15 protein-coding genes are annotated in these 14,126 nt (G+C 70.8%); 4 read left to right on the forward strand and 11 right to left on the reverse strand.

Going from position 1 to position 14,126, the window contains the following annotated elements:
- Positions 1-57: 57 nt before the first annotated feature.
- From ASF40_RS14205 to ASF40_RS14230, 6 genes are all read right to left on the reverse strand, one after another.
- Positions 58-450: a hypothetical protein gene (locus ASF40_RS14205; protein WP_056370196.1), complete on the reverse strand. Its 393-nt coding sequence runs from the start codon at positions 448-450 to the stop codon at positions 58-60.
- Positions 451-535: 85 nt separating this feature from the next.
- Positions 536-1,507 (reverse strand): bifunctional riboflavin kinase/FAD synthetase, encoded by a 972-nt coding sequence (locus ASF40_RS14210; RefSeq protein ID WP_056370199.1) that lies wholly within the window; start codon positions 1,505-1,507, stop codon positions 536-538.
- On the reverse strand, positions 1,504-1,923 hold the full coding sequence (locus ASF40_RS14215; RefSeq protein ID WP_200919521.1) for a hypothetical protein: 420 nt from the start codon (positions 1,921-1,923) through the stop codon (positions 1,504-1,506). The genes ASF40_RS14210 and ASF40_RS14215 overlap by 4 nt, the downstream gene beginning before the upstream one ends.
- A gap of 68 nt (positions 1,924-1,991) precedes the next feature.
- The gene (locus tag ASF40_RS14220; RefSeq protein ID WP_056370203.1) at positions 1,992-2,360 is read right to left on the reverse strand and encodes a hypothetical protein; all 369 of its coding nucleotides are present in this window, start codon (positions 2,358-2,360) and stop codon (positions 1,992-1,994) included.
- Positions 2,357-3,262 (reverse strand): tRNA pseudouridine(55) synthase TruB, encoded by a 906-nt coding sequence (gene truB / locus ASF40_RS14225; RefSeq protein WP_056370205.1) that lies wholly within the window; start codon positions 3,260-3,262, stop codon positions 2,357-2,359. Before truB ends, ASF40_RS14220 begins: the two co-directional genes overlap by 4 nt.
- A complete protein-coding gene (locus ASF40_RS14230) occupies positions 3,262-3,942 on the reverse strand; it encodes a hypothetical protein (protein WP_056370207.1) in 681 nt (226 codons plus the stop codon). Before ASF40_RS14230 ends, truB begins: the two co-directional genes overlap by 1 nt.
- Positions 3,943-4,085: 143 nt before the next feature.
- On the opposite strand from ASF40_RS14230, the gene ASF40_RS14235 reads away from it, so the two are divergent.
- On the forward strand, positions 4,086-4,952 hold the full coding sequence (locus ASF40_RS14235) for an A/G-specific adenine glycosylase (RefSeq protein ID WP_056370209.1): 867 nt from the start codon (positions 4,086-4,088) through the stop codon (positions 4,950-4,952).
- Between the two features lie 75 nt (positions 4,953-5,027).
- Here ASF40_RS14235 and rbfA read toward each other — a convergent pair whose 3' ends face one another.
- The 5 genes from rbfA to ASF40_RS14255 form a co-directional block, all read right to left on the reverse strand.
- Entirely contained in the window at positions 5,028-5,462 is a 435-nt protein-coding gene (gene rbfA, locus ASF40_RS14240; RefSeq protein WP_056370212.1) for a 30S ribosome-binding factor RbfA, read from the reverse strand.
- A 66-nt stretch (positions 5,463-5,528) separates the two neighbouring features.
- On the reverse strand, positions 5,529-8,369 hold the full coding sequence (gene infB / locus ASF40_RS14245; protein ID WP_235560248.1) for a translation initiation factor IF-2: 2,841 nt from the start codon (positions 8,367-8,369) through the stop codon (positions 5,529-5,531).
- A gap of 91 nt (positions 8,370-8,460) precedes the next feature.
- Positions 8,461-8,712 carry a YlxR family protein gene (locus ASF40_RS20905; protein ID WP_082497078.1) on the reverse strand — a complete coding sequence of 84 codons (252 nt, stop codon included), beginning with the start codon at positions 8,710-8,712 and terminating at the stop codon, positions 8,461-8,463.
- Positions 8,713-8,746: 34 nt separating this feature from the next.
- The gene (nusA, locus tag ASF40_RS14250) at positions 8,747-9,736 is read right to left on the reverse strand and encodes a transcription termination factor NusA (protein WP_056370215.1); all 990 of its coding nucleotides are present in this window, start codon (positions 9,734-9,736) and stop codon (positions 8,747-8,749) included.
- A gap of 132 nt (positions 9,737-9,868) precedes the next feature.
- Positions 9,869-11,728 (reverse strand): lipase family protein, encoded by a 1,860-nt coding sequence (locus ASF40_RS14255; protein ID WP_082497079.1) that lies wholly within the window; start codon positions 11,726-11,728, stop codon positions 9,869-9,871.
- 130 nt (positions 11,729-11,858) lie between these two features.
- Between ASF40_RS14255 and ASF40_RS14260 the strand changes: the two genes are divergently transcribed.
- From ASF40_RS14260 to ASF40_RS14270, 3 genes are all read left to right on the forward strand, one after another.
- Positions 11,859-12,695 (forward strand): DUF1206 domain-containing protein, encoded by an 837-nt coding sequence (locus tag ASF40_RS14260; protein ID WP_056370219.1) that lies wholly within the window; start codon positions 11,859-11,861, stop codon positions 12,693-12,695.
- Positions 12,696-12,779: 84 nt separating this feature from the next.
- Positions 12,780-13,301, forward strand: coding sequence for a pyridoxamine 5'-phosphate oxidase family protein (locus ASF40_RS14265; RefSeq protein ID WP_056370221.1), 522 nt, complete (start codon positions 12,780-12,782; stop codon positions 13,299-13,301).
- 122 nt (positions 13,302-13,423) lie between these two features.
- Complete coding sequence (locus ASF40_RS14270; RefSeq protein WP_082497080.1) at positions 13,424-14,065, forward strand: acetate uptake transporter family protein; 642 nt, start codon at positions 13,424-13,426, stop codon at positions 14,063-14,065.
- Positions 14,066-14,126: the final 61 nt, after the last annotated feature.

A 14,126-nucleotide genomic window follows, 5' to 3' on the forward strand; every position in this document is an offset into this window, starting at 1 on the left:
CGCGGGCGGTCGCCAACATCTGAACAAACTTTGCTCACATGAGCACGATGCTCAGGATCAAGAGGCGGGACGGATGCCTCCACCGCCCGTCGACGCCGGCGGCGCGGCGGTGACCTTCGCGTGCCGCAGCAGGACGAAGACGCCGATCCCCACGACCACGACGAACGCGATCGACAGCGTCGTGAACGCGAACCAGTTGTCATCGAGCGCCAGAACTATGGCCGCCGACACGACCGCGATCGCGGCCGCGATGAGCTTCGACGCGAACTTCATGCCGATGCCCGGTGTCAGCCGCCCTGCCGGCGAGTCGCCGCGCGCGAGGATGAGATCAGCGAACGCGTCGAGGGTCGCCAGCAGCGAGGCGGAGTACGCGACCGCGCACCCCAGCGCACCCCACAGGTTGGGGGAATCAGCGGCACCGGCGGCCGCCAGCAGGTCCAGCGCGTGCACGCCTCGATCGTAGGGGCGAGCGGGTGCGCCGGTCTACGGGTCGAGGAAGGCGCCGGCGAACGGACGGATGCCGCGGCCCGGCGCGTCAGGCCAGTTGGCGCCGCACCCGCACGATGTCGTCGCCCATCTGCGCGATGAGCGGCTCGATCCCCTCGAACGCGACCATCCCCCGGACCCGCGACACGAACTCGATCTCGACGATGTGTCCGTAGAGGTCGAGGTCGGTCTCGTCGAGCACGTACGCCTCGACCTGGCGGACGGTCACATCGTCGAAGGTGGGGTTCGTTCCGATGCTGATCGCCGCCGGATACCGCACGCTGCTGCGCGGCTCGGACGCCCCGGCCCGAGGCATCCCCTCGTCCACCAGCCATCCTGCGTAGACGCCCTCGGCGGGCACGAACCCCTCGAGGTCGGCCGAGAGGTTCGCGGTCGGGAAGCCGAGCTCACGTCCGCGCTTGAGTCCGTGGACGACTTCGCCGCGCACGGAGTGAGGGCGACCGAGCAGACGCGTCGCGCCGGCGACGTCGCCGGTGTCGAGCAGTTCGCGCACCCATGTCGACGAGACGCGGCGGCCGGCGTCGATGGCGCGCACGTCGTCGACGACGTCGACCTCGAAGCCGAACTCGGGTCCGAGTTCGCGCAGCAGCTCGGGGTTTCCGGCGCCGCCGCGGCCGAATCGGAAGTCCGCGCCGACCATCACGATCCGCACGCCGAGGGCGCCCACGAGCACGTGCTCGACGAACTCGCGTGCGCTCAGGTCCGCGAGCGCGCGATCGAACGTGAGCATGAGCGTCGCGTCGACGCCGGCGTCCGCCAGCAGACGGAGCTTCTGCTCCACGCCCACCAGGCTGTCGGGGCAGATCTCGGGGCGCAGGAGCGCCAGCGGGTTGCGGTCGAACGTCACCGCGACGACGCGCGCACCGGAGGCGGCAGCATCCACCCGCGCCCGGTCGATGACCGCGCGGTGCCCCGAGTGCACGCCGTCGAACTTGCCGATCGCGACGACGGAGGGGCCGAAGCCCGCGGGCACCTCACTCGGATCGCGGAAGACGATCACGAGGCGACCGCCGCGGGTGCGGAGGTGAGCACCTCGGCCGCGGGGTGGTGCGTCGCGAGCCACCAGATGCCGAGGAACGGCAGCACGAGCGGGACGAACAGGTAGCCCATGCCGAACCACGACCACACCGTCGGGTGGGCGAAGAGCTCCGGCATGACGAGGCTCAGCGTTCCGATGACCAGTACTCCGACGAGCTCGAACACGATCGCCACCCACGCCACGACATACCAGCCGCGGCGGCCGGCGAAGATCAGGGCGAGCGTCGCGACGATGTAGACGACCGCGGAGAGCGCCGACAGCGTGTAGGCGACCGGTGCTTCGTCGAAACGCTCGACGATCTGCACGAAGGACCGACCGGTGGCGCCGAGGGCCATGATCGCGTAGACGATCACGAGCACGCGGCCGATGCCGGTCATGCGGGGGCGAGCGGGTGTGGTCGACATAACCAGACGAGTTTAGTTCTTGTCGCCGGGGCCGCGGCTTCTCAGGCCACCTGGACGGTCCAGATGACGTACATGCGCCACACCATGACCGCGATCGACAGGGCGGCGATGCCCATGATCACCGTGCTCCAGCGGCTGCGCTCGAGGAGCGCCCACGCGACGGCGGCGAACGGCAGCAGCACCGCCGACACGAGATAGACCCAGAACTCGAGCAGGCTCCCCGACGGCGGATTGCCCGCGAGCGGCGCGACGATCGCGATCACGACCTGCACCAGCAGCAGCAGTTCGACGAGCGCCAGCGAGCCGACCGTCCAGTCGCTGGGCCGACGACCTGCGAGGCCGGCGATCACGCAGAACAGCCCGGCAGCGACGGCGACGGCGACCTGCGCGATCGTGAACCACAGGATCATCGGGCGGCCTCCTCGGGCATGTTCATCGCGCTCTTCACGTCGGCGCCGCGGCGCTCGACGATGCCGACGAGCACACCCTCCGGATCGATCGCGGCGGTCGGGTTCGCGGGCAGCCGCTCTGCGGCGCCCAGCAGTCGCTTGCCGTGGCGGAGGTCGCGCGCCTCATCCGCGGTGACGTCGAACCTGCCGAGGACAGCGGTGGCCGCGTCCGCGGGGCCGAGCAGCGGCGCGTCGGCCAGCGCGTCGACATCGGCGGCGTCCGCGACGTCGAAGGGGCCGATGCGGGTGCGGCGCAGCGCCGTGAGATGGCCGCCGACGCCGAGCGCAGTGCCGAGGTCGCGCGCGAGCGAGCGGATGTAGGTGCCGCTCGAGCAGTCCACGACGACGTCGAGGTCGACGACCGCCTCGGCCCCTGAGCCTGTCGGAGGGCGGCGCTCGGCGAGCACGTCGAACCGCGACACGGTGACCTCGCGAGCTTTGAGCTGAACGTCCTCCCCCGACCGCGCGAGGTCGTAGGCGCGGCGCCCGTCGACCTTGATCGCCGAGTAGGTGCTGGGCACCTGCGAGATGCGGCCGGTCAGTGCGGCGATGCCGGCGGCGATCTCGGCGGAGGCGAGGGACGAGGCATCCGTCGTCGACAGCGTCTGGCCCTCGGCGTCGTCGGTGTCGGTCGCGACACCGAGCCGGATGGTCGCCTCGTACGTCTTGTCGAGCCCGACCACGAAGGTCAGCAGCCGCGTCGCGCCCTCGACGCCCAGGACGAGCAGGCCCGTCGCCATCGGGTCGAGCGTGCCGGCATGGCCGATCTTGCGCGTGCCGAGTGCGCGTCGCGCGCGCGCGACGACGTCGTGCGAGGTGATGCCGCCGGGCTTGTCGACCAGCAGGAGTCCGGGTGCCGCCATCAGCCGCGCCCCACGATCCGGGGGTGTGCGAGGTCGGTGTTGTCGACGATGACGGATGCTGCGGCCCGCGGGTGCGCCTCGTTCAGGTAGATCTCCTGCCCCTGCCGGTAGCGCGCGTTCGAGGGCGCCTCGGGATCCGGATCCGAGCCGTCTCGGAGCGCCATGCGGCCGTAGGCGACGCCGACGGGGACATCGAGCCACACCGACCAGTCCCACAGGTCCTGCAGTTCGGGACGGTTGAGGAAGATGCCGTCGACGACGAGCACCGCGTCGAGCGGAGCGGTGACCCACTGCGACTCGACCGGCGCGTCGCGCGCGACGTCGAAGGCGGCGAGCTGGAAACCGGTCGCGGCGGCGGTCTGTGCGCCGTCGCGGAACGGGTCGATGAGCACGCGGCGGAACGTGGCGTAGTCGTACGAGTCCTGGTAGAAGCCTTCCGGGCTGCGTCGCCCGCGCAGGTACCGTTCGGCCCGGGGACGGTGGAAGCCGTCGATCCCCGCGCGGAACACGGCGTCGCCGGTCTCGGCGAAGACCTCGGCGAGACCGTCGGCGAACACCGTCTTGCCCGCGCCGTCGAGCCCGTCGATCGCCACGATCACGCGGCCGGCGGGGTACCGCCGCCGCACACGGTCGCGCAGATCGCGCCACAGCGTCGTTGTCGGAGTGACGGGCAGGCGCATGCCTCCAGCCTACGGCGCGGCACATGGTGCCCTCTGTCCGCAGATCCGAGGAGATCCGCACACACGAGGCAACCTGCGCGCGCGCATTGCTCCTCGGTCGTGCAGATCTCCGACGATGTGAGGCGCCACTTAGGCTGGAAGGCATGCCCGACCTCGCCGCTCCCCTGGTCGAGTGGTACCGCCAGAACGCGCGCGACCTGCCGTGGCGGCGGCCCGGATTCGGGGCGTGGGGCGTGCTCGTGAGCGAGTTCATGCTGCAGCAGACGCCGGTGAACCGCGTCATCCCCCTTCTCGAGGCGTGGCTCACGCGATGGCCGACGCCGAGAGATCTGGCCGCGGCCGCCCCCGCCGACGCGGTGCGCCAGTGGGCGAACCTGGGCTATCCTCGGCGGGCCCTGTGGCTGCACCGTGCGGCGGTGGAGATCCGCGACCGGCACGACGGCGTCGTCCCGCGCGACGTGGACGCGCTGCTCGCGCTGACCGGCATCGGCGACTACACCGCTCGGGCCGTGGCGGTCTTCGCGTACGGCGACCGGCATCCCGTCGTCGACACGAACACGCGAAGAGTGCTTGCGCGCGCCATCGACGGCAGGTCGCAGCCCGGGCCGCCCTCGCGGCGCGACCTCGCGGCGATGGAGGAGATCCTGCCCCCGGACCTCACCGCAGCCGCCGCCGTGAACGCGGCGGCGATGGAGCTCGGTGCGACGGTCTGCACCGCTCGCGTCCCGCGCTGCGAAGTGTGCCCCCTCAGCGACCGCTGCGCCTGGCTCGCCGCCGGCCGGCCCGACACCGGCGACGAGCGACGCAAGCAGGCGCGGTACGAGGGCAGCGACCGGCAGGCGCGCGGCGCGGTGCTGAAGACGCTGAGGGATGCTGCGACCCACGCGGTGCCGCTCGCCGACGTCGTGCCGGACTGGCCTGACGCGCTGCAGCGCGACCGCGCCATCGACTCGCTCATCGGGGACGGGCTCGCCGAGGCATCCGACGGGATGCTGCGCCTCCCCCTCTGACCGAATCTGCCCGGGTACGCGGAACGCCGCGACCGAGGTAGTCGGTCGCGGCGTTCCGCGTGCGTTGTGGTGCGCTTACTCGTCGTCGTCGAGTTCGCGCGGCTTGAGGTACGGGTCGGCGTCGCCGGCGTACGTGGCCGAGGCCGCAAGGCCTGCGACCGCCGCATCCCGCTCCTGCGCCTCACGGAGCAGGTCGGCGATGTGCCCGGCGTTCTCGGGGATCGCGTCGGGGATGAACTCGAGCGACGGGGTGAGGCGCACGTTGAGGTGCTTGCCCACCTCGGAGCGCAGCATCCCGGTCGCCGCCTTGAGGGCCTTGGCGGAATCCTCGCGCTCCTCGGCGGAGCCGAGCACGGTGTAGAACACCGACGCGTGCTGCAGGTCACCCGTGACGCGGACGTCGGTGATGGTGACGAAGCCCAGGCGCGGGTCGCGCAGACCCTTCTCGAGCCTCTCGGCCAGGATCACGCGGATGCGGTCGCCCAGACGGGCCTGACGTTCCGAAGACATGATGATGCTCCTTTCGAAGCGTGAGGGACGCCCTGACGGATCAGGACGCCCCTCACGTTGCGCTACTTACGCGCGGGGCTTCTCGACCATCTCGGTGGTCTCGATCTCGTCGCCCACCTGGATGTCGTTGTACTTGCCGAGGCCGATACCGCACTCGAAGTCCGTGCGGACCTCGGTGACGTCGTCCTTGAAGCGGCGCAGCGACTCGATCGCCAGGCCGTCGGCCAGCACCACGCCGTCGCGGATGACGCGCGCCTTGGCGTTGCGCGTGATCGTGCCCGAGCGGACGATGACACCGGCGATGTTGCCGAACTTCGAGGAGCGGAACACCTCGCGGATCTCGGCCACACCCGACTGGACCTCTTCGTACTCCGGCTTGAGCAGGCCCTTGAGCGACTGCTCGACGTCGTCGATCGCGTTGTAGATGACCGAGTAGAACCGGACATCCACACCCTCGCGGGCGGCGCGCTCGCGCGCCTTCGTGTCGGGACGGACGTTGAAGCCGATGACGATCGCGTTGTCGATCGTCGCCAGGTTGATGTCGGACTCGGTGATCGCACCGACACCGCGGTGGATGATGCGCAGCTGCACCGAATCGTCGACCTCGATCTTGAGGAGCGACTCCTCGAGCGCCTCGACGGCACCCGACACGTCACCCTTGATGATGAGGTTGAGCGACTCGACCTTGCCCTCTTCGAGTGCACGGGTGAAGTCCTCGAGCGAGATGCGCTTGCGGGCCTTGGCCAGCTGGGCGTTGCGCTCGGCCGCTTCACGCTTCTCGGCGATCTGACGGGCGGTGCGGTCCTCCTCGGTCACGATGAACGTGTCGCCGGCTCGCGGCACCGAGTTGAGACCCTGCACCTGCACCGGACGCGAGGGGTAGGCCTCGAGGACCGGGTCGCCGTTCTCGTCCGCCATCGCCCGGACACGGCCGTATGCCGTTCCCGCGACGATCGCGTCGCCGACGCGGAGCGTTCCGGACTGGATGAGCACCGTGGCCACCGATCCGCGCCCCTTGTCGAGCTTGGCCTCGATCGCGACACCGCGCGCGTCCTTGTTCGGGTTGGCCGTGAGGTCCAGGCCCGCGTCAGCCGTGAGCAGCACCGCGTCGAGGAGCTCCTGGATACCGGTGCCCTGACGAGCCGACACATCCACGAACATGACGTCGCCGCCGTACTCCTCGGCGACCAGACCGTACTCGGTGAGCTGCTGACGCACCTTGGCCGGGTTGGCGTCGGGCTTGTCGACCTTGTTCACCGCGACCACGATCGGGACGTTCGCCGCCTGCGCGTGGTTCAGGGCCTCAACCGTCTGCGGCATGATGCCGTCGTCGGCCGCGACCACGAGGATCGCGAGGTCGGTCACCTGCGCACCACGGGCACGCATGGCGGTGAACGCCTCGTGACCCGGGGTGTCGATGAAGGTGATCGCACGCTCGATGCCCTCGTGCTCGGTCCAGACCTGGTACGCACCGATGTGCTGCGTGATGCCGCCGGCCTCGCCCGCGACCACGTTGGTCTGGCGGATGGCGTCGAGCAGTCGCGTCTTACCGTGGTCGACGTGACCCATGACGGTCACGACCGGAGGCCGGATCTCGAGGTCTTCCTCGTTCTCCGCCTCCAGCTCGGCCTCGAGGTCGAGACCGAAGCCCTCGAGGAGCTCCTTGTCCTCGTCCTCGGGCGAGACCATCTGGATCTTGTAGCCGAGCTCGGCGCCGAGCACCTCGAAGGTGGCCTCGTCGAGCGACTCGGTCGCGGTCGCCATCTCACCCAGGTTGAACAGGATGGTGACGAGCGTGCCGGGCTGCACGGTGTAGCCGCGCAGCGCCTCGAGCTTGTCGGCGAAGTCGGCGATCGATGCGCCGCGACGCAGGCGGATGATCTCGCCGTTGCCCTTCGAGACGTTGACGCCGCCGACGACCGGCGCCGACCGCATCTCGAACTCTTGACGCTTCGCCCGACGCGACTTGCGCTGCTTCGACTTGCCGCCGCCCTTGCCGAAGGCACCTGCGGTGCCACCGCCGGGACCACGGCCACGACCGCCGCCACCACCGGGACGACCGGCGAAGCCGCCGGGTGCGCCCGCACCGGGCGCGCCGCCGGGACGCTGGAAGCCGCCGCCGGCACCGCCGGGACGACCGGGGCCGCCGGGACGCTGCTGGAACGGAGCGCCGGGACGACCGCCACCACCGGGGCGACCCGCACCACCCGGACGCGGAGCGCCGGGGCGGGGAGCACCCGGGCGCGGAGCCTGGGGACGCGGGATGTTGCCGGGGCTCGGGCGCTGGCCCATGCCCTGCGCCGACGCGAAGGGGTTGTTGCCCGGACGCGGGCCGGCGGGACGCTGGCCCATGCCCTGCGAGGACGCGAAGGGGTTGTTGCCGGGGCGCGGGGTGCCACCCGGACGCGGCGGCTGGGGAGTCGCGGCGGCGGGGCCGGGCTTGGGGGCACCGGGCGCGGCCGGGGCCTCCGGAGCCTTGGCGGCGGGAGCAGCCTTGGCCGCCGGCGTGGCGGGAGCCGGTGCCGCGGGTGCCTTCGCGGCGGGAGCCGCGGGGGCAGCCTCGACCGGAGCGGCCTTCGCGGCCGGAGCCGCGGGGGCAGCCGGAGCGGCCGGGCGCGCCGGACCGGGCTTCGCAGCCGGGCCGGGACGACCGGCGGGTGCGCCGGGCTTCGCCGCCGGCGCGCCGGGAGCCGCAGCCGCGGGCTTCGCCGCAGCGGGCGCCGCGTCAGCGGACTTGGCCGCACCGTCGGCTTCGAGTGCCGCGCGCAGCTTGCGCGCGACGGGGGGTTCGATGGTGGACGAGGGGCTCTTGACGTATTCGCCGAGCGCCTTCAGCTTCTCGAGGGCGACCTTGCTGTCGACTCCGAGCTCGGAAGCAATCTCGTGCACGCGTGGTTTGCCAGCCACAATTCTCCTGTCTAGGGCCTACCCAGACAGGGCAGACCGTTATCGGCGGACGGGTCTCATTTCGAGCCGTTCACTTTGTTTCCATAGCCGTTCAGCCTTTTCGCTGGATGTGCTCTTCGATGGTCTGCGTGTCAAGCGGGCCTGACACACGCAATGCCCGCACGAAGGCGCGGCGCCGAATGGCGGCATCCACGCACTCCGGCGTCTCGTGCACCCACGCGCCTCTTCCGGGCATCGATGCACGCTCGTCGACGACGAGGTGGGAATCGATGGAGACCACCCTGAGGAGAGTGGTCCGGAGAGCACGCGTGCGGCATCCGACGCACGTTCGTACAGCGTCCATCTTACACCCCGGGGCTGGGAGCCAGCGCCGCGGGTCAGCCCTCCTCGAGGATCGAGTCCGGCTGGATGTCGATCTTCGCGCCCGTGAGCTTGGCGGCGAGGCGGGCGTTCTGGCCCTCCTTGCCGATCGCGAGCGACAGCTGGTAGTCGGGCACGAGCGCGCGCACGGCCTTGTTAGAGGCATCCAGGATGAAGCTCGACGTGACCTTCGCGGGCGACAGCGCGTTCGCGACGAACTTGGCGAGCTCCGGGTCGTAGTCGACGATGTCGATCTTCTCGCCGCCGAGCTCTTCGGTGACGGCGCGCACACGGCGGCCGAGCTCGCCGATGCAGGCGCCCTTCGCGTTGATCGACGGGTCGTTCGCCTTCACTGCGATCTTGGTGCGGTGGCCGGCCTCGCGGGCGAGCGAGACGATCTCGACCAGACCCGCGGGGATCTCGGGGACCTCGAGCGCGAACAGCTTGCGGACGAGCCCCGGGTGCGTGCGCGAGACGGTGATCTGCGGACCCTTGGTGCCCTTCGCGACGGACGTGACGTAGACGCGCAGACGCGCGCCGTGCGCGTAGTCCTCGCCGGGCACCTGCTCCTCGGGGGGCAGGATCGCCTCGACGCTGCCGAGGTCGACGTGCACCATGCGGGGGTTCGGGCCCTGCTGCACGATGCCGGCGACGATGTCGCCCTCCTTGCCGCGGAACTCCCCCAGCACTGCGTCGTCGGCGATGTCGCGCAGACGCTGGCTGATGACCTGCTTCGCGGCGAACGCGGCGATGCGGCCGAAGTCCTCGGGAGTCGACTCCTCCTCGCCCACGACCGCGCCCTCGTCGTCGAGCAGGGGGATGAACACGGCCACGTGACCGGTCTTGCGGTCCAGCTCCGCGCGCGCGCCCTCCGGCAGCTCGCCCGTGGGCGAGGTGTGCTTGGCGTAGGCGGTCAGGATCGCCTGTTCGATGATGCGCACGAGCTCGTCGAAGGGGATCTCCTTCTCGCGCTCGACAGTCCGCAGCAGTCCGAGATCGATGTCCACAGTGGCCTCCGTATTCAGCTCTCACCAGCACGTCGACGCGCGCCGGAACCCTCCAACATTACCGGATGCCGCGTCCGACGGTTCTGCGAGTCGGCTCCACGCCCTGCAGAGCGGCCGGCGCCCTCCTCCCCCTCACCTGGCGCAGTCGTCGACGTGGGTGTCGGAGTGGCGGAAGCGGGCATCCGTCCACTCGATGAGCACGGGGACGAAGTGCGATCCGGGAAGCAGCGTGCGCAGATGGTCATAGCCGCGGTATTCGAGGCTGCGCACCTGATTCCCGTCCGCACACAGCCGGTCGACGAACTCGCGCTGCAGGTGGGGAGGGATGACCTCGTCCTGGTCCCCCCACGCGACGAGGATCGGCTGCGTCCACGGACCCGTCGGCGTGTTGTCCTCGAGGCGGCGGCCGAGCGCGCCGGCAGTGAGGTCGCCGACGTAGAGCGGGCGGTCCTCCGAGACGCCGAGCGCGGTCGCGACAGACACGATCACGCCGGGCTCGGACGGGCACCGCTGCGTCATCTCGCGGACGATCGCTTCGGAGCCCGGAGCGATGTAGCGGGTGAGGTCGACATCGTCGTAGGTGTCGGCGTAGGGCACGAGCACCCACGAGATGAGGATCGACAGCAGGGCGTTCGCGTCGCCGCTGGTGAGCTCCTCGGCGAGCGCGACCGGCTCTGCGGCCGGTGCGAGCAGGGCCGTGCCCCGCACATCCAGATCGGGCGCGTAGTCGTCGGCGATCTGCGAGGTCCAGAGGGCGGCGTGTCCGCCCTGGGAGTGCCCCCAGACCACGGTCCGGCTCGACAGCGTGACGCCGTCGAGCTCGCGCGCGGCGATGACGGCGTCGAGCGACGAGCGTGCCTCGCCCCGGCCGATCAGGTACGGGAACACGCCGGGAGCCCCCTGTCCCGAGTAGTCGGAGGCCACGACGACCCAGCCGTTCGCGATCGCCTGGTCGAGTCCGGGGATCGCCCACTTCGTCGCCGACGCATCGCGCAGGCTCGGCGCGCACCCGCGGGCGACGCCGGTGGTGCCGTGATTCCACACGACGACAGGTCGCGGGCCAGGGGGCGGGTCCTGCGGCACGATGACCAGTGCGCTGGCCACCGCCGGCTGGCCGTTGGCGTCGCGGGTCGTGTAGAGGATGCGGCGGACGTCGGCGCCGGCGGGCTTCTGCCCGGAGAAGTCGTCGCTGCGTATCAGGCGCCCGTGGTCGTACGGCACGATCACCGGCGGGTCGTAGAACGCGTCCACCACCTGGGCGCCGTCCTCGAACCACGAGTTCGCCCACCACCCGCCGACCGCGAGCACCACCAGCAGCGCCGAGAGCGCGTAACGCCCCACGGCCAGCCACGCGGCGCGGGCGCGGCGGCGACGCGTCGTGGATTCCGGAACGGATGCTGCGGGCAGCCCTGTCCCCGGAACGGAACGCCTTCCCTCCACGAAGGCGCGCACCGCGCGGACCAGGAGGGTGGCGCCGAACACGACCGTGCGGACACCGAAGATCACCGCCACGAGGAGGACGGTGACGTCGGGCCATGCGTACGACAGCACGCCGAACGCGATCTGGGTTCCACCCCAGACACCGGCGAGCACGCGCTGGCTCACGCTGCCGCGCGACACCGCGTCGTAGATGGACGCAAGGCCGCCCAGCACGAGGAGCACCGCGATGATCTCGGGCAGCAGCTCGAGCGTGCGGCCGAGACCGAAGAGCACCGCCAGCCCCAGCGCGATCCACAGGCCGCCGAACACCATTCGGGACCACAGCGGCGTCTCGGGCGCGGCGATGATGCGCGCAAGGCCGGAGAAGACGGCGCTGAGGCCCACGTACACGGTCAGCAGCACGAGGGACGTGAGCGGTCGTGTCACGATGAGCAGCCCGACCAGGAGCGAGAGCGCGCCCACGACGACCAGCACGACGGGGGGAGCTCCACGCACCAGGCGAGGTACGACGCTCCAGCCGGTCGCCGGTGGCCTGTGGTCCTCGCGGATCATCCGCCCCATGATAGATCGCGTGCCCGTGATCTCGGCGGGGGCCGGCTGGCCGTGCCCCTCCGCGGGCTCCCCCTGCCTGAGCTGCGTCAAGCCCCTGCTCGCCGTGTCACCGGCAGTTAGCGTGAGGGGGATGGGGACACGGGACGAGGTGAAGACGGGCGCGAAGCGACTCGCCCGCGAGGCGGAGTCGAACTCCGTCTTCGAGGTGCTGGCGCGCGCCGGCTACGTCGCCAACGCGATCATCCACGCGCTGATCGGCGTCATCGTGCTCGTGATCGCCGCGGGCGGAAAGGGCGAGGGCGACCAAGTGGGCGCGCTGAAGGCCGTGGCGGGTGCACCCGCGGGCTTCGTCATGCTGTGGCTCATCGCGATCGGACTGTGCGCGCTCGGAGGGTGGCACGCCGCAGAGGGACTTCTGGCGCGAGATCGGTCGGGCGACACGAAGGGCGCCGCTCGGAAGTGGGGGCGCCGGCTTGCCGAATGGGGGCAGGCCGTCGTCTTCCTCGCGTTCGGTCTGATCTCGGCGGCGGTGGCGATCGGCGCCCGACCGAACGCCGACAAGACCGCGGAGGACGCCAGCCGCGAGTTGCTCCGCAGTCCCGGCGGCTCGATCGTCCTGGCGGTCATCGGCCTCGCGATCGGGATCGCCGGCGTCGTCTTCGTGATCATGGGCGCGAGGCGCAGCTTCCGCGCGCGCATGCGGATTCCGGACGGCACCGTGGGACGGTGGGTCACCGTGCTCGGAATCGTGGGATTCGTTGCGAAAGGGGTCGCCCTGACGGCCCTCGGCGTCCTCGTCAGCGTCGCAGCGCTCGTCACCGACGCCGAGGCTGCGGGCAGCCTCGACGGTGCCATCGACGCGATTCTGGGGCTGCCGCTGGGTCCCGCGCTCGCCTGGACCATCGGCATCGGCTTCTTCGCCTACGCAGCCTTCACCATCGCCCGCGCCCGCTTCGCGCAGATGTGACCGGACGGTGCGACGGGGCTATGCGCCCGCATCCCTCATGTCAATGGCCTGGCGTCCGCCGACCGCCCGATCGAGCCTGGACGCATGACGCACACAAAGGAAGATCTCGTCACCGGCCCCGAAGCGATCGCGCGGGTCAAGGAACTCGTCGAGGACATCGACTTCACCATGCTGACCACTCGCGACTCCGCGGGGAACCTCGTCAGCCGGCCGATGAGCACACGCCAGATGGATGGCAAGGGCGACATCTGGTTCTTCACGCTCGCCGACACGGCGAAGGTGTCGGAGAGCCAGGCGGATCCGCAGCATGACGTGGGCCTGTCGTACCTCGATTCCAAAGGACACCGCTACGTCTCCGTCGCCGGCCGGGCCCAGGTCGTTCGCGATGCGGCGAAGATGAAGGAGCTGTACTCCCCCAGCCTCGACATCTGGTTCGAGAACGGACTCGAGACGCCCGGCATCGTTCTGCTGCGCGTGACGCCCGTCGAGTGCGAGTTCTGGGAGCCCCGGCACGGCAGACTCGTCACCGCGGCGGGCATGCTGAAGGCGCTCGTGACGCGGGACACGCCCGACGACACCATGTCGCACGGCAGGGTCAGCTGCTGACGCCCGCCAGGCGTCGGCCGTCACGCCGCTGACCGGCGCGGACGCTCTCCCCGTCACCTCCGCTCCGCCATACTGGCCGTGCACGACTCAGGCGGCAGTGGCGATCCACAGGGGGCACGGGCATGACCGACGGCACGACGAACATCGCGATCACCGACGCCATCCGCGTTCCTCGCGGCGGCGGTCTGCGCGTCGCAGACCCCGGGCTCATCGGCCTGCTGGGCTTCGTGATCGCCACCGTCACGGCGCAGCTCGCGCATCTCGGCCTTCAGGACGACGCGCCCGTGTTCTGGGTGGGCGCCGTGTTCGGCGGCGTCGTGCAGGTGACAGCGGGCATGCTGTCGTACTTCGCGGGCGACAACTTCCACTTCATCGTGTACAACGCTTTCGGCTGGTACTGGATCGTGGTCCCGGGATTCCTCCTCGGTGAGGAGCTCGGCTTCTTCGAGGTGACCGCCCAGGCGCGTGGGCTCTTCTCGCTCGTGTTCGCGATCCTGGCGCTGCTCTTCACGCCCGCGGGCGCGGTGCACAACTCCGTGCTGCCGATCACGCTGCTGAGTGTCTCGCTCGGGCTGGGACTCCAGTCGGTCGCGGCGTTCACCGCGACGGAGGGTCTCGCGATCACCGGCTCGATCCTGCTGATGGTGGCCTCTGCGCTCGCGGCCTACATGCTCGTCGAGAAGTTCTACTGGCGGACCATGGGGCGCCGCGTCGTCCCGCTGGGACCGCCCTGGATCCTGGGCGATCCCAACCCGGAGTCGTGACGCCACGACGAGGACGCCGCCCCGCCTGACGAAGGCGGGGCGGCGTCTCGATCCGGCGTCC

Origin of the sequence: Microbacterium sp. Leaf288, assembly GCF_001422925.1 — a bacterium.
Lineage (GTDB): Bacteria > Actinomycetota > Actinomycetes > Actinomycetales > Microbacteriaceae > Microbacterium.